The sequence below is a fragment of the Aciduliprofundum sp. MAR08-339 genome, from assembly GCF_000327505.1.
Lineage (GTDB): Archaea > Thermoplasmatota > Thermoplasmata > Thermoplasmatales > Aciduliprofundaceae > Aciduliprofundum.
The window spans coordinates 936592-956008 of record NC_019942.1; the positions used below are offsets into that span (position 1 = coordinate 936592).

At 45.0% G+C, this 19417-nt stretch carries 19 protein-coding genes; 11 read left to right on the plus strand and 8 right to left on the minus strand.

Translation table 11 applies throughout. The features are described from left to right. Positions 1-17: 17 nt before the first annotated feature. Together ACIM339_RS05045 and ACIM339_RS05050 are read left to right on the plus strand one after the other, a co-directional pair. Complete coding sequence (locus ACIM339_RS05045) at positions 18-515, plus strand: 3-isopropylmalate dehydratase small subunit (RefSeq protein ID WP_048104075.1); 498 nt, start codon at positions 18-20, stop codon at positions 513-515. Positions 516-581: 66 nt separating this feature from the next. Next, complete coding sequence (locus ACIM339_RS05050; protein ID WP_015283535.1) at positions 582-1214, plus strand: PLDc N-terminal domain-containing protein; 633 nt, start codon at positions 582-584, stop codon at positions 1212-1214. Positions 1215-1236: 22 nt separating this feature from the next. Here the strand turns inward: ACIM339_RS05050 and ACIM339_RS05055 are convergent, their stop codons facing one another. From ACIM339_RS05055 to ACIM339_RS05065, 3 genes are read right to left on the minus strand one after another with little or no spacing between them, the layout of a single operon-like run. Further along, a complete protein-coding gene (locus ACIM339_RS05055; RefSeq protein WP_015283536.1) occupies positions 1237-2436 on the minus strand; it encodes an isocitrate/isopropylmalate dehydrogenase family protein in 1200 nt (399 codons plus the stop codon). Between the two features lie 39 nt (positions 2437-2475). Continuing rightward, on the minus strand, positions 2476-3411 hold the full coding sequence (locus tag ACIM339_RS05060; RefSeq protein WP_015283537.1) for a hypothetical protein: 936 nt from the start codon (positions 3409-3411) through the stop codon (positions 2476-2478). A gap of 41 nt (positions 3412-3452) precedes the next feature. Further along, positions 3453-7607, minus strand: a complete 4155-nt coding sequence (locus ACIM339_RS05065; protein ID WP_015283538.1) for a protease pro-enzyme activation domain-containing protein — start codon at positions 7605-7607, stop codon at positions 3453-3455. A gap of 94 nt (positions 7608-7701) precedes the next feature. On the opposite strand from ACIM339_RS05065, the gene ACIM339_RS05070 reads away from it, so the two are divergent. The 3 genes from ACIM339_RS05070 to ACIM339_RS05080 are packed head-to-tail and all read left to right on the plus strand — an operon-like array spanning position 7702 to position 10270. Next, on the plus strand, positions 7702-8967 hold the full coding sequence (locus tag ACIM339_RS05070) for a hydroxymethylglutaryl-CoA reductase, degradative (protein ID WP_015283539.1): 1266 nt from the start codon (positions 7702-7704) through the stop codon (positions 8965-8967). Then, entirely contained in the window at positions 8957-9487 is a 531-nt protein-coding gene (locus ACIM339_RS05075) for an NUDIX hydrolase (protein ID WP_015283540.1), read from the plus strand. The genes ACIM339_RS05070 and ACIM339_RS05075 overlap by 11 nt, the downstream gene beginning before the upstream one ends. A 9-nt stretch (positions 9488-9496) precedes the next feature. Beyond that, positions 9497-10270 (plus strand): tetratricopeptide repeat protein, encoded by a 774-nt coding sequence (locus ACIM339_RS05080; RefSeq protein WP_162007689.1) that lies wholly within the window; start codon positions 9497-9499, stop codon positions 10268-10270. Here ACIM339_RS05080 and ACIM339_RS05085 read toward each other — a convergent pair. After that, positions 10265-10732 carry a DUF2240 family protein gene (locus ACIM339_RS05085; RefSeq protein WP_015283542.1) on the minus strand — a complete coding sequence of 156 codons (468 nt, stop codon included), beginning with the start codon at positions 10730-10732 and terminating at the stop codon, positions 10265-10267. The two genes, ACIM339_RS05080 and ACIM339_RS05085, sit on opposite strands and share 6 nt — an antisense overlap. After that, positions 10720-11175, minus strand: a complete 456-nt coding sequence (locus ACIM339_RS05090; protein ID WP_337954313.1) for a hypothetical protein — start codon at positions 11173-11175, stop codon at positions 10720-10722. The genes ACIM339_RS05085 and ACIM339_RS05090 overlap by 13 nt, the downstream gene beginning before the upstream one ends. 58 nt (positions 11176-11233) lie before the next feature. Here ACIM339_RS05090 and ACIM339_RS05095 point away from each other — a divergent pair, with 58 nt between their 5' ends. From ACIM339_RS05095 to ACIM339_RS05105, 3 genes are read left to right on the plus strand one after another with little or no spacing between them, the layout of a single operon-like run. Continuing rightward, positions 11234-12157 (plus strand): thiamine-monophosphate kinase, encoded by a 924-nt coding sequence (locus tag ACIM339_RS05095; protein ID WP_015283544.1) that lies wholly within the window; start codon positions 11234-11236, stop codon positions 12155-12157. Further along, positions 12114-13115 (plus strand): AmmeMemoRadiSam system radical SAM enzyme, encoded by a 1002-nt coding sequence (amrS, locus tag ACIM339_RS05100; protein ID WP_015283545.1) that lies wholly within the window; start codon positions 12114-12116, stop codon positions 13113-13115. Before ACIM339_RS05095 ends, amrS begins: the two co-directional genes overlap by 44 nt. Positions 13116-13164: 49 nt before the next feature. Further along, complete coding sequence (locus tag ACIM339_RS05105) at positions 13165-14586, plus strand: MATE family efflux transporter (RefSeq protein WP_015283546.1); 1422 nt, start codon at positions 13165-13167, stop codon at positions 14584-14586. Here ACIM339_RS05105 and ACIM339_RS05110 read toward each other — a convergent pair. Genes ACIM339_RS05110 through ACIM339_RS05120 form a run of 3 tightly spaced genes read right to left on the minus strand, consistent with a single transcriptional unit; the run spans position 14555 to position 16906 of the window. After that, positions 14555-15484: a Xaa-Pro peptidase family protein gene (locus tag ACIM339_RS05110; RefSeq protein WP_015283547.1), complete on the minus strand. Its 930-nt coding sequence runs from the start codon at positions 15482-15484 to the stop codon at positions 14555-14557. The two genes, ACIM339_RS05105 and ACIM339_RS05110, sit on opposite strands and share 32 nt — an antisense overlap. Then, positions 15474-16490 (minus strand): PIN domain-containing protein, encoded by a 1017-nt coding sequence (locus ACIM339_RS05115; protein ID WP_015283548.1) that lies wholly within the window; start codon positions 16488-16490, stop codon positions 15474-15476. The genes ACIM339_RS05110 and ACIM339_RS05115 overlap by 11 nt, the downstream gene beginning before the upstream one ends. Next, positions 16487-16906, minus strand: a complete 420-nt coding sequence (locus ACIM339_RS05120) for a hypothetical protein (RefSeq protein ID WP_015283549.1) — start codon at positions 16904-16906, stop codon at positions 16487-16489. Before ACIM339_RS05120 ends, ACIM339_RS05115 begins: the two co-directional genes overlap by 4 nt. 72 nt (positions 16907-16978) lie before the next feature. On the opposite strand from ACIM339_RS05120, the gene ACIM339_RS05125 reads away from it, so the two are divergent. The 3 genes from ACIM339_RS05125 to ACIM339_RS05135 are packed head-to-tail and all read left to right on the plus strand — an operon-like array spanning position 16979 to position 19410. Beyond that, on the plus strand, positions 16979-17608 hold the full coding sequence (locus tag ACIM339_RS05125) for a radical SAM protein (protein WP_015283550.1): 630 nt from the start codon (positions 16979-16981) through the stop codon (positions 17606-17608). A gap of 1 nt (position 17609) precedes the next feature. Continuing rightward, complete coding sequence (locus tag ACIM339_RS05130) at positions 17610-18215, plus strand: TIGR00296 family protein (protein ID WP_015283551.1); 606 nt, start codon at positions 17610-17612, stop codon at positions 18213-18215. Continuing rightward, on the plus strand, positions 18205-19410 hold the full coding sequence (locus ACIM339_RS05135) for a dihydroorotase (protein ID WP_015283552.1): 1206 nt from the start codon (positions 18205-18207) through the stop codon (positions 19408-19410). The genes ACIM339_RS05130 and ACIM339_RS05135 overlap by 11 nt, the downstream gene beginning before the upstream one ends. Positions 19411-19417: the final 7 nt, after the last annotated feature.

Genomic DNA, 19417 nt, shown 5'->3' on the forward strand with positions numbered 1-19417 from the left:
TGATAGAAATGGAGAAGATAATTAAAGGAAGAGTCTGGAAGTTTGGCGATGACATTTCCACGGATCACATCGCTCCTGGGCGCTATTTCCATCTTCGCACCAATCTTCCCGAACTGGCGAAGCATGTGCTTGAAGATGCAGATCCTGAGTTTCCGAAGAAGGTCAAGCCGGGAGACATAATCGTCGCAGGAAACAACTTCGGATTGGGGAGCAGCAGAGAGCACGCGCCGCGCATAATCAAGCTAGCGGGAGTGAGCTGTGTGATTGCAAAGAGCTTTGCAAGGATATTCTATCGCAACGCGTTCAACATTGGCCTGCCACTTTTGGTTGCGGATACAGACAAAATTGACGAGGGCGATGAACTTGAAATAGACCTTGAAAACGGAGTAATAAAGGATCTTACCAAGGGAATTGAGCTGCAGAGCACTCCAATTCCACCGTTCATGATGCGACTCCTTGAAGATGGGGGCATCGTGGAGCACATAATGAAGCACGGGGATTTTAAGGTGGATTAAATTTTAATCTTATCCACAAAGTTTTTATTTTTTGATTTCTAACCTTATTTGTGGGAGGAGGCAATTGTGAATGGAAAATCGAGTAGTATGGTTGTTGTGGTGAGCCTTATTTTTTTGGCTCTATTAGTGACACCAGTGGCACTTGGAGAGGATGTGAACAGTGATTCTGGTAATGTGAGCATCTCCGAAAACCAGTACTGGTACCATCTAATTGGCCTGCCAAATGGTGGCGGCATAAGGTACACAATAAAGGCAACTGGATCTGTGAATGCCTACCTTTTGGATGAAAACAATTTTCAGAAATATGCAGCCGGGCAGAGATTCGTTTATATATCGGGCGGCTCCGTTTTGAGTGTTCAAAATGCAAATGTACAGTACTATGTGAACAGTTCTGCAGGGGGTAAGTATTATCTCGTGGTGGAAAGCGCAGCCCCAAGTTCTGTCAGTTTCAGTTATTCCCTGAAATATGGAAAGGATGTTGAACTGTCCATCGGTGAGTTTCTGGGAAGTCTGGGAGGAAAGACCTGTATCTTGGGCATGCTATTTTTTGTGGTATGGCTCTTGGTGCTGATATGGGTTTACAGAGATGCAAAGCGTCGTGGAAAAAGCGGACTGGTATGGTTTCTGGTGGTTCTCATACTGAACATAATTGGGCTCATCATCTGGCTTATAGTCAGACCAAAAAACAGAGTCCGCTAATTTTTTTTATTTTTTAAAAAATTTAAGAGGAGGTGTATTTCTTCCACCTTTCTTCCAGTTTTGGATCCTTCAAAGTTTCCATAACGTAATTTGCAAGTTCCTCGCCCGTTGCTCCATCGCTGCGCCCAGTTACTACAATTTTCTTCTCGTAGACCGTGCATATGTCTATGGCCATATTCAGGCGCCGTGCCTCTTCCACATAACCAATATGCTCAAGCATCATTGCACCAGCTTTGATCATGCTCATGGGACTCGCATACTTTGCCCTTCCTTCCTTCACCATGCGCAGTGCAGTCCCATGTATGGCTTCAAACATCGCATATCTCTTTCCGATATTTGCGCTGCCAGCTGTGCCAACGCCACCCTGAATCTGGGCGGCCTCATCCGTGAGTATGTCCCCGTACAGATTTGGAAGCACAATCACATCAAACTGTGAGCGCCTCGCCGGGTCAATGAGCTTTGCGGTCATTATGTCTATGAACCAGTCATCCCATTCCACATCTGGATAGTCCTTTGCAACACGCTCTGCCACATCCAGGAAAAGTCCATCCGTTTTCTTGACCACATTTGCCTTTGTTACCACAGTCACCTTCTTGCGGTTGTTCTTCTTCGCATACTCAAATGCGAGGCGAATTATGCGCTCTGCTCCGGGAGCGGTTATCACCTTGAAATCCATGGCTAGATCGTTGCCTATCATGATTCCTTTTGATCCGAGCATGTAAGCACCCTCCGTGTTCTCCCTGAAAAACACCCAGTCAATGCCCAGTTCTGGTACACGCACCGGACGAACATTGGCAAATAGATCCAGGGCTCGACGAATTGCCACATTGGCGCTTTCAATATTTGGCCACGGATCACCCTTCTTGGGAGTGGTTGTGGGACCCTTTAAAAGAACGTGACATTTTTTGATCTCTTCAAGTACATCATCTGGCACGGCCTGCATGTGCTTCACTCGATTCTCAATTGTGAGTCCCTCAATCTTCCTGAACTCTATTTTTCCCGTGGCAATTTCGTCTTTCAGAAGAAACTCAAGAACGCGCTGTGTTTGCTCTGTGATGTATGGTCCTATTCCGTCACCTCCTGCAACTCCTATCACTATTTTTGGAAGCTTTGAATAATCAATCCAGTCCCCCTCGTTTCTTATCCTCTGCACCCTTTCAAGTTGTTCTCTAAGCAAACTTTCAAAGTGTTCCACCGCTGCCTTGATTTCCTGCTCATGCATACTATCACCAATTTCAATAATAGGATTCAGTAATTAAACTTACCGCTTTTTATCGGAACTCGTAAAATTGTATCTTTTAAAGTATACGTATAGAACTGCAATGTAAGTGCCCCATCCCAGCGGTAATTCGGCAAGGTGGCCCATGGTGGCCAGAGCAAAATCCATAAAAAGTAGCCAGAATGAGAGGGCACCCAGCATAAGGGTATGGATAATTTTCTGTGGTTGATTTACCTGAATAACGTAAAAAAGAATGGCGATAGGTATGCCTAAAATTATCGGTACCTCTGGAGGAATGGAGGTATGGGGAATAAGCACGAATATTATGAACAACGCTGTTGAGTATGCTATCCCGAGGAGAAGGGCTTTTTTCTCAGAGATCTCAGGTGGTCCGGGCAGTTTGAATTTTGTCCCCATAATTATGAATGAGATGGCAAGCATTGCCGTCAGGGAATATGGGATTAATGGTGGATGATAATTATCCAGAATCTGATTCATTACTATTCCCATGCCCAGGTACATTGATAGAAGTAATATGGCGCTTTTTCTCTCGAGTAAAGTTGTGTTTCTGAGTTCTGGAAACAAGAGTTCAAAAAGTATTATGGGTACCCATATGCTCATAAACGCATGAAAAACAGTGAGCCATGCTGCCCATACGGTGTTTATGCCCATAATTCTTCCGTATCTTCCAAGTATTCCAAGATCGGGCCATGCAGGATCAAACCAAGATTTTATAAACACACCCTCCTCTAAAATGCCATAGGCAAATCCCAGCATCATGATTCCACCGGGAGTTTTGTTTTTTCGGACCCACAGTTCGCGAAACAGGAGTACTCCAGAGCCGTAAAACGCCCAGAGTGATGGAAACGATAATGGCTCAGAAATCAACTGATGTGGTGGGGTTGAACCGCTGAGTACCTCCGCAAAGAGTGGTGATAAAAGTGAAAGTATCAGTATGGCCTTGGTCTCTTTTTTCACAAAAGGATATGAATGGGAAGATATTTAAAATGTGTGAGAAATTATTTTTTCCTCCTAAGAAGAAGCACTGCAATTGCCAGGAACGCTGTTAGTGCGAAGAAACTCAGTTCTGGTACTGCCTGCAGAGTTACATCTATCTGAAGATTTGTTGTGGTACTGCTCATCGTGCCTGAATTTGTTCCTTTCATTCCAGCAGTCTCTGCGTCCACATTTATGGTATCTCCTCCCATACAGTTATGGGTGTAAACTTCGTAATATCCATTGGTATCCGTTGTTGTTTGATAGGTTATACCCAGAGTTGTGTCATTTATCCAAACAGTTGCTCCGCTTACAGGATTGCCCGACGAATCCTTTACATAGCCGTAGATGTGATACTGTGGAATTCCCGCCTTAACCTGAATGTCGTCGAAGTAGAAACCGGGATAATTATGAACGGACTCATCGCTTTCAAAGTAGAAAATGAAGCGAACTTTATGACCAAGAAGATTTCTGTTCACTTTTGTATCATTTATTGCACTGGTGTTGAAGGTTTTAAGTACCCATCCTCCGGAGTTGCCTCCGAAAATATACGTGTCATTTAATCCCTGATCAGATGCACATATTCCGTCATACTGAGAAGCATTGTTGTTTGGATCAAGAAGCCACCATGTAGAGCCTGTGTTGTTTTCGAAGGCTATGGTTACTCCATCCCACATTCCGCTGGAATCGGCTTCAAGGTCATACCATGCATAGAATGAAAGAGTGACCCAAGATGCGTTTGTGAAATCCATCCAGGGTGTCATTAAAACCTGTACCTGTTCATCTACACCATAATATCCATTTAACACTGTGCCTATCAAATCACTTCCAGAGTGCGCAGATGTGGGTCCTACATTGCTGGGTGAACCCCACTGCCATATGCTTGGTTCACTGTTTCCTGTGCTATAATTCCAAGCCACGGTGTGCCAGTTATATAGATACTGCCCGTTATCACTGGTCTCGAAATCATTTGTACCGTTGAGGGTGAAACTGTATATGCTACTCCATACGCTTGTTGTACCATTGGTCATATAAATCTTGAAATAATACCTGATTCCTGGGGTTAGATTTTCTATTGCCACCTCGTGGTATATGCTCGCACTGCTCTCTTCCGGTGTCTGCATATTCATACGGTTCGGACCAATACCGTATTCTATGTAAGTTTTCACGCTCTCGGAAGTGGTGTAATTTATAACTGCATCCAGGTGAGAATAAATGTGTATTGCGGTGATATATATCGTTGCTACGGTTGTCGTTGTGGTAACACTATCACTCTTGCTTGAATTACCCTCACTAACTGCTGTAACTGTTACAGACTGAGAATCCCCATTGTTCGCGGTGCTTGGAGCGGTGACTGTTAGAGTAACATTTGTAGTTGCTCCTGCATTTAGTGTGACTGAATTTTCTGAAAGTGATGCAGACCACCCAGTTGCCACCGAAGATGTACTCAGATCAAAGGTATCTTGAAGAGTTCCAATGTTCTTCACCGTTATGGTGTATGTGGCGGAGCTGCCCGGCTGCACGGTGGCAGATGTTGGATTTACGGAGAGTGAAACACCATATCCATTTACAGTTATGGAGGTAAATGCGGAGTTGTTTGTCTCGTTTTTCTCTGCTATTATATTGTCTGGGTCTGCGTAGGCGATTAAAGTATGTGTTCCAACATGCCCGCTTGTATCCCACGCAATCTGCACGCTTGCGCTTGCCCCTGCTGCCAGCGTGCCCACCGAGACATTTCCAATATGTGTACTTTCAGACACATTGTCGTAGTAGAAGCCAACATACACGTTGTTTGCATCCACATTACCCACATTCTTTACCGTTGCGTATATGGTAACACTCTTTCCTTCATCAACAGTACTTGCCGAAGTAGATATTGATGTGATTGTAAGGTCCGGTGCATTTGCAGAATTTATCGTTAATGTGAGCTGCACACTCTGTGTTAAATTTCCCCAACGGCCTGTGGTGTGGTTGTATGAATAGGCAGAGAAGGTTAGGGTATATGTACCTGTGGGTGTGGATGGTTGTGTGGCCACGTTCAAGGTGACCGATGCAGCAGTGCCATTACCGGCCGGATGCACATATCCCACCGATGTGCTTGCAGTTGCACCAGAAGGTAGGCCACTCACCGTGAAATGTCCCACATCGCATGTCCACATGTATGGAAATGCCACATTTATCGTGTAGGAGGCAGTCTGTCCCTGGGATATGGTGGCCGAGGATGTGGAAGCCCTGAGTACAAATCCAATATCGTGTACAAATTCCCAGGCATTTATAACTCCCCACCCTGATGCAAGGTCCCAGCCAGTGCGGGCATCGTAGGCAGTTTCTCCATTGTGGTACCCGCTGGGCGTTTCTGTTACATCAAAGAAGGGCGGTGAAGAACTGTACTTCCCGTTGTTGTAAAAATCATTTCCAAGCTGATATATTGTTGGCAGAAGATATCCAAATCCATGATTCGAAACCCCGTACTGCACACCGACATAAGCGGCCATCTCTGCAATCATTCCGGCAGTTACAGGACATGCTACTGAGGTACCAGCCACAGCACTCCACTGCAATCCGCTGCTGCTACTGGTGTAGATGAAGGTGTGATTACCCATCGCAGATATGTCCGCAGTGGCCCTTCCAGTGCTTCCCGTGTTACTTATTACACTCCCCACGAAATCCTTCTGGAACCAAGGTTCTGAATATGAAGAGCTCACACCGCTCTGCGTGCCCCAGTGATCTCCAGCACTATTTGTGCTTGAAATATCGTACCACACTATCTCACTGCTTCTGGGGTCAGTAAGGTTAGTATTGTAGCCCATTGTAGCTTCATCATCAAGAGTGGTAATATCATACCCATTGGGAAATGGTGTGGTGCCACCAACCGCTATAACACCAAATGATGAATGAGCATCTGTGGAGGGATAACTAGGAGAATCAGTATCACCATCATCACCACTTGAAGCAAGGACTGTGACTCCCATTGCGTTCAGCGCTTTAATATCATTATCTGTTTCGGCAGGGCCAGAAGCATCTCCCCCACCCCATGAATTGCTCACGGCCACCAACTGAGCTGATGTATCAGATGCAAGTGTATTTGCTATATAATCGTATTCATTGTCCGGAAAATTACTTTCAGATGGTCCCCCACTACTTCCTCCTGGACCATAGACACAGTAAGCATCCACACCTGGCGCCAGTGTTCCTACCATTTCGAGATCAAGTTCATTCTCCACGGACACCTGACCATCAGTATTACTCCCCGGAGCTACTGTTCCGCTTGTGCCATGGTAATGGACTGTGGAATTCACACCGAGATTTTGAATCCAGGAGGGAATCACATGAGCATAGTAATAACCTACTGCACTCGGATCAAAGGGCGCGTATTGATTTCCACTGCTATCGGCACCCTCCCAGAGAACAGTAGCCACGCGGAGTCCGGTAGCAAATATGTGCTTACTGCTTTCCGTCCCTGAAGCGGAATCATTATACAACTCATAAACATGGTACATTCTGGCAACATCTGCTCCAGTGAGATAATCTATACCGGAGGAGGATTTGAAATAGTTGAGATGATAGGCTGTGGCATTGTTGAGTCCATCAATTCCAAATATGTATGGTATGAAATTACTTGGAAATTCTATGGGTTTTGATATGGCAAAATACTCTTTTCTTAGATGCTTTCCATCTCCTCTATAAATGCCAAACTGGGTGTGAAATACTCTCTGTATTTTTCCCATGGTATCGTATATAGTTATTGAATTCCTGAGGGGATATGTATACTGAATGTGTAACCCTTCCTTTTTCAACCATTTTAAAATTGAGTTGTAAACTATCTTGGAGGGGGCATATCTATTTTTGAATTCTTTCCAAGAGAGAAAATGGTGATATTGAGGGGATCTTGGATTGTTTATGAGCCATAATGTCTTGTTCAGATCATCATCGTTTCTCCATTTGAGGGCTATGGTCACATATATTTTATGCCCAGAATTTGGAGATCCTATGTAATTTTCAGGTTTTGCTAGATTTGCATTAAACCCTTTTGTGTAGATAACCATTTTTCCGGGGGATATTTCTCTCCTGCTGTTCAACATCTGTGGATTATTGACCGATGTGGCTATATTCACAATGACCAGTAACAGGATAATGGCAAATACGAACAATCTTTTCTTCCCACCCAACAAACCCATATGAATCACCTTATAAACCTAATAAATGAAAGAGTCTTATTAATAACTTTCGCAACCAAAAAAGGTTTAATAGAGAACAGCCAATAACCTATCTATGAAATCCTCGCGCATATCCGGATTCTACAAGTTGCCTGTGGAAGAGCGCCTTAGAATTGTAAAGGAATTCGCAGATCTAAGTGATGATGAGACGAACTTTCTTCTGAATGGGCACCTTCCCCTGGACCTGGCGGACAGGATGATTGAGAATGTGATAGGCATGACTGAGCTTCCAATGGGCATAGCCACGAATTTTCTAATCAACGGAAAGGACTATATCATTCCTATGGCCATTGAGGAGCCGAGCGTTGTGGCCGCTGCGAGCCACGCGGCGAAGCTTGCGAGACCCGGAGGCGGATTCTTCACGTCCTCCACAGAACCAATAATGATCTCTCAGATTCAGGTTGTGGGACTTGAGAATCCGCACTTTGCGAAGATGCAGGTTCTTGAGCATAAAGAGGAGTTGATGCGCATAGCGAATGAGCAGGATCCCGTGCTTGTTAAAGTGGGCGGCGGGTGCAGGGACATTACCGCGAGGGTTCTTGACTCAAAGATGGGCCCGATGCTCATTATCCATATTCATGTGGATGTCAGAGATGCCATGGGTGCAAATGCAGTGAACACCATGGCAGAAGCTCTGGCTCCGTACATAGAGGACATAACTGGTGGAAAGGTGTACCTCAGGATTCTAAGCAACCTCGCAATATATCGCCTTGCAAGGGCGAGGGCAGTGTGGAAAAAAGAGGTAATTGGAGAGGATACGGTGAAGGGCATACTCTACGCTTACGAGTTTGCACGTGTGGATCCGTTCAGAGCTGCCACGCACAACAAGGGCATAATGAACGGCATTGATGCTGTTCTGATCGCCACGAGCAACGACTGGCGTGCGGTGGAGGCGGGAGCGCATGCGTACGCTGCAATGAACGGAACTTACACTAGCATGAGCCACTACGAGATGGACTCAGAGGGAAATCTTGTGGGGAGCATTGAGATACCCATCGCTGTGGGAACAATTGGCGGCGCAACGAGCACGCACCCCAAGGCCAAGATTGCAAGGAAGATATTGGGAGTTAAAGGCGCGAGAGAGTTCTCCGAGGTTCTTGCCGCGGTGGGCTTAGCGCAGAACTTTGCAGCGCTGCGAGCCCTCGCCACGGAAGGAATTCAGAGGGGGCATATGAGCCTGCATGCGAGGAACATTGCTGTCATGGCCGGTGCAAAGGGAGAGGAGATTGACATCGTCGCCGAGAAGCTTGTGGAAGAGAGAAAGGTACGAGTGGATAGAGCGAGGGAGATACTGGAGGAACTGAGAAAAAATGAACATTGAGAGGAGTGAGATCGTTTTTAAAGGCAATTTCCTACGTATTAGAAGGGACTACAATGGAAATGCAATATGGGAAAGTGTTGAAATTGGAAAGCATACGAAAACTGCGGTGGTGATTGCACTCACGGAAAATAAAGAAATCCTGCTGGAGAAGCATTACAGGTTTCCTTTGAACATGTATGTTATTGAACTTCCAGCGGGACTGGTTGACGATGAGGATCCTGAGGAATGCGCCCGACGGGAACTTTTAGAGGAAACAGGGTATAGGGCAGAGGAACTGGTTTTCCTTTTCAAGGGGGTGATCTGTCAGGGCCTCACAAGAATGGAAGCCTACTATTTTTACGCACCCGATGTGAAAATGGCTGCAAGGCAAAATCTTGAGCCTACGGAGGAGATAGAGGTGATAAAAGTTCCATTGGTACATGTGGATGAGTATCTCTTTTCTCTTCCGGAGGATCTTATTCTTGGAGCCAACGTGCTAAGTGGGATTTACGCCTTGAAAAGATATCTTGGAAAGTGTTAAATTGTATAAATGCTTGGACTGCTCATGGGAGATGCGCTGAAATACTTCAACAGGGAAAATTACCGCAGGGCTCTTGAACTTTTTCTCGATGAGTTGGAAAACTCCACAAACAGGGAAGAAATCGCCTACAATGCTAATCTTGCAGGGCTATGTGTTTATTTTCTCCATTATCCAAGAGAGTCCCTTAAGTATTTTCAGGTGGCCCTTGACAACACTGATGGTATCGAGAATCAAAAAGTCCAGGAAAATGTTGAGGAGGTCAAAAGGTTCATTGAGCGGGTTGAGAACGATATTGAAGAACTTGAGAGTAAGCTTGAAGTTGAGGAGGATAAGAAGCAGAGGGGCATAATTTTGAGCAATCTTGGTCTCTTACATTATTTTTTGGGTATGAGGGAGGAGGCCGAGAAAAATTTTGGGGAGGCGGAGATAATATTTCGTAATCTGAGGGATAACGTGGCCCTTGGTGCAGTGTATTCGAATTTTGCCTTGCTTTATGATGACATGAGACAGCTGGACTATCTTTATAGAGCCCTTGACCTGTTTGAGAAGGAGGGACATATAAGGGCTCAGGTTGAGACGCTTTATCATCTCGCCATGTACTACCTTGAAGATGACTATGTTGATGAGGCTCTTCACTTCATCAAAAAGGCATTATCCATGCTTGAAAAAGTCGGAGACGATGAACTGAAGAAAAAGATCTATGAGGTGGCTGCAGACATATACATGGAGAAGGGAGATGTGGAAAAGGCCTTGAAATTCACCGAGAGTGCATCCAATTTATAATTCCATTATCCTTTTCTCTACCTCCTGGTAGAATTCAGAGCAGTCCATCTCGTTTTCCTTGCAGTAAATTAGGGCTGCCACTTCAATGCTCACATACTTCATTCTGTTTTTGATTTCGTTTATTTCCATAAGTATATCCCTTCTGCTCCTCTTGAGGTTGAATGTGAGATGATCCATTATCCTTGTGAAAATGTCCGGTTTTGTGAAATACTTGGCAACATCCTCCTCGGTAACCTTGAAATCAAGAGGCAGGATCAATCCCTTCATCTCAAAGGTCGGCTCATAGTGCTCATTCTTCCTCTCAATGAGATGAGTATCCACGGCAACCTTGAACAGTGCCCGTGCAGAATTTGGAGAGACCCACTTCATATCGTAGGACAGGGTGTTTACAAAGTCCTCCTCCTTTATTTCCCTTCCCTTTCTCTTCACCACGAATGCAACTACCCTCTTCAGATCCTCCATGGGCAAATTTCACCTCCTTTTAGCACATAGGTATTGGCATGCACAAGTGGGGCCATGCGCACGGAGGTTATAACCTCTTTGCCTCCCATGCTCAGAAATCTCCCGATATCCTCAATATTGTATGATTTTAAAACTGTATTCTCAGTGAGTTCTATCGCCCTTGTTATCTCCTTCCACCTTGTGAAATAGGGTGTGATCACTGCCTTGTTGCCTCCAATCACGAGCACATCCATAACATCGTAGTGCCTTCTTGGAGCGGCATCTATCCACATCTCAAAGAGTCCCGATAACTCATCGTAGACCTTGAAGTTAATCTCCCCACCATTGTGGGAGTCCACGTCTATGAGATAGAGCAAATCTTCATCGAAGGATTCCACGAAATCATCAATTCTCTTTCCGTCAATTTTCCCATGAACTACTGCATGCATTTTCAAGCATTTCACGGGGAAGTATGTTTGTATGGAGTAAAAACTTTATCGTTGCAAGGGCATGCATAGGGTGATGCAGTTGAAGGATATGGGTGAGAGAAGGGCCATAGACGGGATATGGAAAATCTTGAAAAAGAAGCAAGCCTATGATGATTGCGTTTACATAAAAATGGGGAATCTTTATCAACTTTACACTGTGGATTTCATTGGAGAGGGCGTACATTTCATGAGAGAGTGGAACCCTGAGAAAGTTGGGGCTTTTTTTGCATCCATAAATTTAAGTGATATTGCCGCAATGGGGGGGCTGCCAGATTTATTTATGGCATCCATGTCATTCCCGCAGGATTTGGACTGGGACTATGTTGAATCCTTCGTTTTGGGAATGAACAGTGTTTTGCAGGGATTTGGTGTGCCCTATTATGGTGGAGATTTCAAAGAGTCAAAAAGCGTCGGGATGAGCGGCTTTGCGGTGGGCCACGTGGAGGCCAACAGAATATTAAGAAGGAACACAGTAAGTAAGGGCGAAAGGGTTTTTGTGACTGGAGAACTTGGAAAGCAGGCAGCAGGATATTTTCTCTGGAAAAACGGGCATGATGAGGGCATTGAGTATTTGTTAGACGTCCATCCCAGGATAGAGGAGGGTAGGAGGATCTCGGAGTTGGGAAGTGCGTGCATGGATCTATCAGACGGCTTGCTTGCATCTGTTAAATTTATGGGAAATGAAAAATATGGATTGGAAATATATTTTGATAAGATTCCCATACACAAACTTGCCTATGAGGTTTCAGAGGATTATGGCCTGCCTTTGGAGTACCTTGCAACAATGTTCGGTGGCGAGTACGAACTCGTATATACTGCCAAACGTGGTGTGGTTGGCACGGAGATTGGGGAGGTTGTTGAGAGGGAGAATGCAGGGATATGGAAGGAAAATAAAAAATTTGAAGGTGAGGGTTATGCTCATTTTAGCCAGACACTGGGAAAAATTGGAAGACAATAAGGTTCGGTGCAATCTGTGCCCACATAGATGCGTGCTCAGTGATGGGCAGGTTGGTGTTTGCAGGGTCAGGAAGAATATTGGAGGTAAGCTTTACACGCTAAATTATGGCAGCGTATCCTCAATAGCGGTGGATCCCATAGAGAAAAAACCCCTATTTCATTTCAAGCCCACCTCTGAGGTTCTATCGGTGGCCACGGTGGGCTGCAATATGCGGTGCAAACACTGTCAGAACTGGGAAATAAGTCAGATCGGACTTGAGTTTCCCTACATAAGGGAGATGAGCCCGGAGGAGCTCATGCAGGTGGCCCGGGATTATGAGGGTATAGCATTTACATACAACGAGCCAACAATATGGCATGAATACACCCTTGATGTTGCAAAAATGGCAAAGCGGGAGGGACTCTACACTGTTTATGTTACCAATGGATACATATGCAAGAAGCCATTTGAGGAAATCTCCAGGTACCTTGATGCAATGAACATAGATGTAAAGGCATTCAACGATGAATTCTACAGAAAAATTGCGGGAGCAAGACTTCAACCCGTGCTTGACACTGTTGAAAGGGCTCATCGCATGGGGATTCATGTTGAACTTACCTATCTTATAATTCCAACGTTGAACGATGGAGAAGGTGAGATAAGAAAATTTGCAGAGTGGGTGCAAGGAGTGAGTCCTGAGATACCCGTTCATTTCTCACGATTCTTTCCCATGTACAGACTCACGGATAAGCCACCCACACCGGTTAGAACTCTTCACAGAGCCTACGAGATTGCAAAGGAGGCTGGGCTGGAATACGTTTATCTTGGCAACACTTGGGAACCTGAGTACGAAAGCACCTACTGCCCGAAGTGCGGAAATCTTCTCATAGAGCGTGTTTATTACAACACCAGAATTCTCGGACTGACGGATGATGGAAAATGCGAGAAATGCGGGGCAAAGATAAATGTTAGATTATAATTGCATTTATACGCAAACATTAAAATAAGTTTTATCCTTTCAGGGCTTTGTGGCACTGCGGTTGAGCAGAGAGGAGATACTCGAAGGCGGAGTTATACGCACCATGTTCCTTCTAGGCTGGCCCATGATGCTGAGCAGCCTTCTGCAAACCCTTTACAACCTTGCCGATATGTTTTGGCTGGGGCGTCTACCTCAGGAGGAGGCGAAGATTGCCGTGGCGGCCATAAATTTTACATGGCCCGTGGTTTTTTTCTTCATATCCTTTGCAGGGGGTCTTGGAAGGGGAGGTATACCCATAATCTCCCAGTATATCGGTTCAGATGATAGGGAGCAGGCAAATCATTACACGGGCCAGATTTTTGGCATAGTTATAGTTCTTGCAACAATAATGGCACTCATAGGCTCGATTTTTTCCTACCCCATATTTGAGCTCATCGGGGCAAAGGGAAATCTTCTTCAAACATCTGCCCTCTACGGATCCATAATATTCCTGGGACTCCCATTCATGTTCGTTGTTATGGGGGGCGGGGGGGTAATATCTGCGGAGGGTGATACGGTAACACCCCTCATAATAAGTGGAGTCTCGGTGATTATAAACATAATTTTAGACCCAATACTCATATTTGGCCTGCTGGGATTTCCAAGAATGGGTGTATTTGGTGCGGCAACTGCAACTGTGATAGCAAGAATGATAGCAGCAGCGTGGCTTTTGTACCTTCTATTCAAGGGTAGGCTCAGGTTGAAACCAAAACTCAGGGATTTCTTACCAAAGTGGGAGAGCGTGAAATTCATACTTCGCATAGGCCTCCCTTCAAGTTTTAGTATGAGCGCAATGGCCCTTGGATTTGTCATCATTCAAAGTATCTTAGCCCACCTTCCCAACTACGATGTGGCAATTGCCACTTACGGAGTTGCAAACCGTATTGTAAATATGATGTTCGTGGTTGTCAACGGCCTGGCCTCCTCGGTGAGCATAATGCTTGGTCAGGCTCTTGGGGCAGATTTAACTTCTAGGGCCAAGAAAATTGCCCAGACAGGTATATTTTTTATGTTTTACCTTCTTCTAATCGCATCCGGCATAATTTATGTGTTTAGAGAACCCATTATTGCCTTCTTTGTGCCCAACAATCCTGATATAATAAAAAGTGCAGGAGTTTTTCTCTCTATAGTTCTGATAGGGATACCCTATTTTGGGATATTCAGGATAGTAAGTTCCATCCTAACGGGCTCCGGGCACACGTTCCAGAGTTTTGTGCTCAGCGTTTCCCGCCTCTGGGGAATAAGAATTCCCCTTGCTGCTTACTTTGCCCTATCCATTGGCGTGGGCATGGGAATGGTGGGCGTGTGGTTTGCCATGGCCATATCTAACATGGTATCTGCGGGAATAGGGGCAATTTTCTACTTCAAAGGAGACTGGCTTAAAAAAATAATAAAGAAGCCTAAATCAAGAACACGGGTCCCCCTTTCCTGACAAGGATGTTTCTCTTTACCCTTATCACGCCGTCCTTGAGGTATATTGATGGTACAATGGTCATTATCATGTTCTCCTCAACCACACAATCGCCGGGTGCAAAGGGCTGATAGAACCCCGCAGAGGGTACGGCACTGTAGTGTGGAAAATTGCCTATGCTTCTTATTCTACCATCAAGGGTGTTGCATGAAATTCCCGGTTCTATTAGTTTCCCCAGGGCCTCGTACATTGAGTTTATCCTTTCCAGTGATTCAATCCACTCATTTCTCTCTCCTGTAAATATTACCCGGGAAAAATTCATGGGATAGCCCTGGAAAAATGGAGTACTGTCTATGTAAAGAATTCCATCCTTTTCAACCTTTCCGGAATGGGTGTGCGGCATGGGATACCTGCTCTTGGCTCCGAAGGCAACTATGCTTGGATGCTGAAATCCTTCAATGCCATTTTTGAGCAGTTTAGATTCCAGAATTGCCTTTACCTCGCTCAGATCCATACCTATTGAAACAGCGTTCCAGAATTCGCCCAGTGCAAGATTTATGCGCTTATTTATGATTTTTATTATTTCAATTTCCTCCTCAAAGGGTTTTCGCATAGCCCTTTTCAGTATTTTCTCTCCATTTTTGAACTTGAAATTTAAATTACCAGTTCTTGAGTATGGACTTACAAAGTACTCTCCCTTCAAATCCGGCGTTTCGTAAATTACCTCATAGTCCTCTTTCAGTTCGTCTTCAATCTGCTCCTCCATAAGTGGATGCGCGTAGAGCGTGATTTCCTCATCCACCACCAGATGCGTGAACGCTCTCGTACTCACGATCTTTGGCGCTTCAGGGTCATCGGGGAAGAAAACAAACCTGCCGTAGGAACCAATCAATCTTGCCCGCATCTCCCTATAATTCATCAATCACACCTCTACACACCCTTATTTCCCTTGTCAGATACTCGTCCACGTTGTAGATTTTCATTCTTTCATTCATATAATCATCTACCTCTTTGCCCCTCCATTCTGCGAGTATTACGGTATCGTTGATCTTCAAAATCCCAAAATTGGTTATCATGTCGTAGAATAAATTTGAAATTTTCAAAGGATCAACGGTATCCACGTCGAGTCTGTGGGGCAGTTTGTAATAGATGGAACTCAGTCCCTGTGCCTGGGCATGGAATACCATGTCCTTATCTGCGGTTATGAGCACCACCTCTCCATGAAAATTCTCAGCAAACTCTCCATACTGTTTTGCAATCTCTCTATCTCTTATCTCCTTGTCCCTCGTATCCGTGCTTTCCCCTGTCCGAAGTGCATCAAGCACATCGAAAAGGTAGTAAATTTCGTTCATGGCATTCTTTGCCTTTCTTGATTCCTTCACGCTTCCGTTTGCAAACTCGTGTAGTATGGAGTGGTAGGGTAAACTCTCAAAGTGGTAGAGCATTTTTCCCGTGTACTTTGTATGGATCCTCGCATCCACCTCATCAACCACTATCTGGCTTATCACGTACTCAAACTCCTTTCCAAGGCGCCTTGATACCACCCGATAATATGCAATATTGGTATCAATACCTATGAACACAGGCCTTATGTAAACCTTTTTGTTCTTCATTGATTCGCGCAGTATTTTGAATTCTTCCCTTATTTCATCTTCGTTTTCAAAATCAACGATGGCTGAGGATAGAAAGGAATCAAGGAGATCGTAGTAATCTGGTAGATCCCTGCGCAGAAACTCACCCTTTGCGTATTTCTTCCTTGCATTGTCCATATCACCCTGGGTGAGAAGGTTCTCAACTTTGAAATTCTCAAGGTTCAGTGTGAAAAGAGGAATCTGGAAGGGAGGATACTCGATCCTTGCCTCTCTAATTCCGCGCACAACGAATTCGTTGAGAAGCACATGTATTTCCTCCTTGGATATGATCATCTCTCCACCTCCGAGAATTCCTGAAGGGAAAGTGGACGCATCATGAAGGGGTACCCGGAGAATCTCATATCCTTTAGTAGAAGGTACACTATTTTCACGTTTCGAATGTCTATGAGAGCCAGAAGCATGCTCTTTCTTGCACCTGTGATGTCTATAGTATCTCCATTTTCCAATAGGTCCTTTATAATCTTCTTCATTTCCTCCACAGAATCATCAATTTTTACCCTCTGTATGCTCACACTCTTTCCATTCTCTTTGTAAAGCACCTTTATTTTTTCCTCAAGTTTTTCTGCCATACTTGCATCCGTGTGGAAGATGAGAATCTTTTTGGGAAATGCATTTTTTAGTTTTGTGTAGGCGTATATGGAGTTGAACGCAGGCCATACCTCACGGGATACGAAAGTTATGTACTTCACATTTGCATTAATACCTTTGAGATATTTATACGTATGGAAAAAGATTTAAGATAGGGCACAATTCCATCATCAATGAAAATAAACGAGATGTTCCTGAGCATTCAGGGAGAGGGCACATACATCGGAGTGCCAATGTTCTTTATACGCCTCACCGGATGCAATCTGAGATGCGAGTGGTGCGATACAAAATATGCGTTCTACGAGGGAGAAGATATGGGCATTGAAGAGATAATGCAGAGGGTGAGAAAGGCAGGTGTGGAATGGGTCTGCATAACTGGAGGTGAGCCACTTCTTCAGGATGATGTGTACAAATTAATTGATGCCCTTTTGAAGGAGGGCCACAGGGTTCTCTTGGAAACAAATGGCTCCATATCCATTGAGAATTTACCCACAGAGGAGAATTTGGTGGTCTCTCTGGATATAAAGACTCCCTCATCAAGGATGGAGAATGCCATGAGATTTGAGAACCTTGACTACCTCGGCCCGAAGGACTTTGTAAAATTTGTGATTGCCGATGAGAGGGATTTTGAGTATGCAAAGGGGATCATTGAGAGGTATAAAATAGAGCAGGATATTGTTTTCCAGCCTGTGGGCGGTACCGATTTGAAATGGCTTGTGGAGAAGGTTCTGAATTCCCGTATGAATGTCCGTGTGCTTCCCCAGCTTCACAAGATAATATGGGGTGAGCAAAGAGGTGTTTGAAATGATGTACACCGATGAGGAGGGAATATTCGTCGTGAAAACCGCGAGGAGGGTTGTAGAGGAGTATCTGAATAGAAGGCGCGTTCCTGAAATTGAGTTTCCAAAAAAATTTGAGGAGAAAGGGGGAGTTTTTACGACAATATCCACCTATCCCGATAGAAATCTTCGGGGATGCATAGGCTTCCCAGAGCCCATATTTCCACTTAAAAAAGCGCTGGTGGAATCCGCCCTTGCAGCAGCGTTTCAGGATCCCAGATTTCCGCCGCTTACAAGAGATGAACTGAATAGCGTGGTTTTTGAAGTATCGCTTTTAACTCCTCCGGAGGAGATCAGGGTGAAAAGTAGAAAAGAGTTGCTAAACATGGTGGTCATAGGAAGGCATGGGCTCATAGCCGAAAGGGGATTTTACCGTGGCTTGCTGCTTCCCCAGGTTCCGGTTGAGTGGAACTGGGATGTGGAAGAGTTCCTCTCTCAGACCTGTTGGAAGGCTGGATTGCCCCCGGATTGCTGGCTTGACGAGAGCACCAAAATCTACGCATTTTCTGCCGAGATATTTGAGGAAGAGGAACCATGGGGCAGAATAAGGAGGAAGGAAATTGGAGATTGAGGGAAGAATTTACCATCGGGGAGAGATAATAGATGCTGCGCTTGAAATTGATGGGGGAAGGATAAAAAGAGTGAAAAAATACATTACGGGAGCGAAGAGAATAAGGGGCGTTATCTTTCCAGGAGCTATTGATCTTCACGCTCATTTCCGTGAGCCGGGATACGAGCACAAGGAGGATTTCTACACGGGTACCATGAGTGCCGCATTTGGAGGGATCACATTTGTCATGGATATGCCCAACACAAACCCTCCTGTTTCGGATGCTGAAAGTTTCAACGAAAAACTCAGGACTGTAAGCAGAAAGGCAAATGTTGATTTTTCCCTTTATTTTCTTCTCAACGAAAATGCCCAAATTCTGAGAGAGCACAATGCCGCCTTCAAGCTATACATGGGCGAGACAACGGGTGCAAAGGGTTCAGAGGTGACTTACGTGCCCCATTCGTTTATCTCCGTGCACGCCGAACTGAATGAATGCATAAAAAAGGAGAGCACGAATTTGAGGGAGCATGACCTTGCAAGACCTGAGAGTTGCGAGGTTCGTGCAGTGAAAACCCTTCTTGGAATGGGTAAATTTCACATTGCCCATGTGAGTTCTGTGGATACGGTGGACATGTGCAAGGTTGGAAGGTTCACATGCGAGGTTACACCCCATCATCTACTTCTGCACAGGGATATGCCTCTGGGCTCCTTTGGCAAGGTTAACCCTCCACTCAGAGCCAGATGGATAGCTGAGAGATTATGGGAAGAGTTGCTGATTGGCAGGATAGACATCGTGGCAAGTGACCACGCTCCGCACACAGTTGAGGAGAAGGAAGAAGAATTCTCAAGCGCTCCTGCAGGTATTCCCGAGGTGGAAACCTACGTGCCAATTTTTATGAGGCTAATGAGAATGGAAAAAATTCCCCTGCGCAGAATGGTTGAAGTTCTAATGGAGAAGCCTGCAGAGCTCATCGGGATAGGTAAGGGAAAGATTGAAAAGGGTTACGATGCGGACCTGATTGCTATGAATTTCAAAGATGTGAGGAGAGTGAGAAGCAGGGATCTGCACTACAAGTGTGGGTGGACACCCTATGAGGGGTTTGAAGCGATATATCCCCATACAGTGATTGTTGGAGGAGAGTACGTGATTGAGGACGGTGAATTTGTTGGCGAAAGGATGGGGAAATTTGTGAAGATAGAGGGGAATAAATTTTAATATATTG

Coding starts and splice junctions, on each gene's coding strand:
- ACIM339_RS05055 (WP_015283536.1), bottom strand. CDS start 2,436: ATGCATGAGCAGGAAATCAAGGCAGCGGTGGAACACTTTGAAAGTTTG.
- ACIM339_RS05065 (WP_015283538.1), bottom strand. CDS start 7,607: ATGGGTTTGTTGGGTGGGAAGAAAAGATTGTTCGTATTTGCCATTATC.
- ACIM339_RS05070 (WP_015283539.1), top strand. CDS start 7,702: ATGAAATCCTCGCGCATATCCGGATTCTACAAGTTGCCTGTGGAAGAG.
- ACIM339_RS05075 (WP_015283540.1), top strand. CDS start 8,957: ATGAACATTGAGAGGAGTGAGATCGTTTTTAAAGGCAATTTCCTACGT.
- ACIM339_RS05080 (WP_162007689.1), top strand. CDS start 9,497: ATGCTTGGACTGCTCATGGGAGATGCGCTGAAATACTTCAACAGGGAA.
- ACIM339_RS05085 (WP_015283542.1), bottom strand. CDS start 10,732: ATGGAGGATCTGAAGAGGGTAGTTGCATTCGTGGTGAAGAGAAAGGGA.
- ACIM339_RS05095 (WP_015283544.1), top strand. CDS start 11,234: ATGCAGTTGAAGGATATGGGTGAGAGAAGGGCCATAGACGGGATATGG.
- amrS (WP_015283545.1), top strand. CDS start 12,114: ATGCTCATTTTAGCCAGACACTGGGAAAAATTGGAAGACAATAAGGTT.
- ACIM339_RS05110 (WP_015283547.1), bottom strand. CDS start 15,484: ATGAATTATAGGGAGATGCGGGCAAGATTGATTGGTTCCTACGGCAGG.
- ACIM339_RS05115 (WP_015283548.1), bottom strand. CDS start 16,490: ATGATCATATCCAAGGAGGAAATACATGTGCTTCTCAACGAATTCGTT.
- ACIM339_RS05125 (WP_015283550.1), top strand. CDS start 16,979: ATGAAAATAAACGAGATGTTCCTGAGCATTCAGGGAGAGGGCACATAC.
- ACIM339_RS05130 (WP_015283551.1), top strand. CDS start 17,610: ATGATGTACACCGATGAGGAGGGAATATTCGTCGTGAAAACCGCGAGG.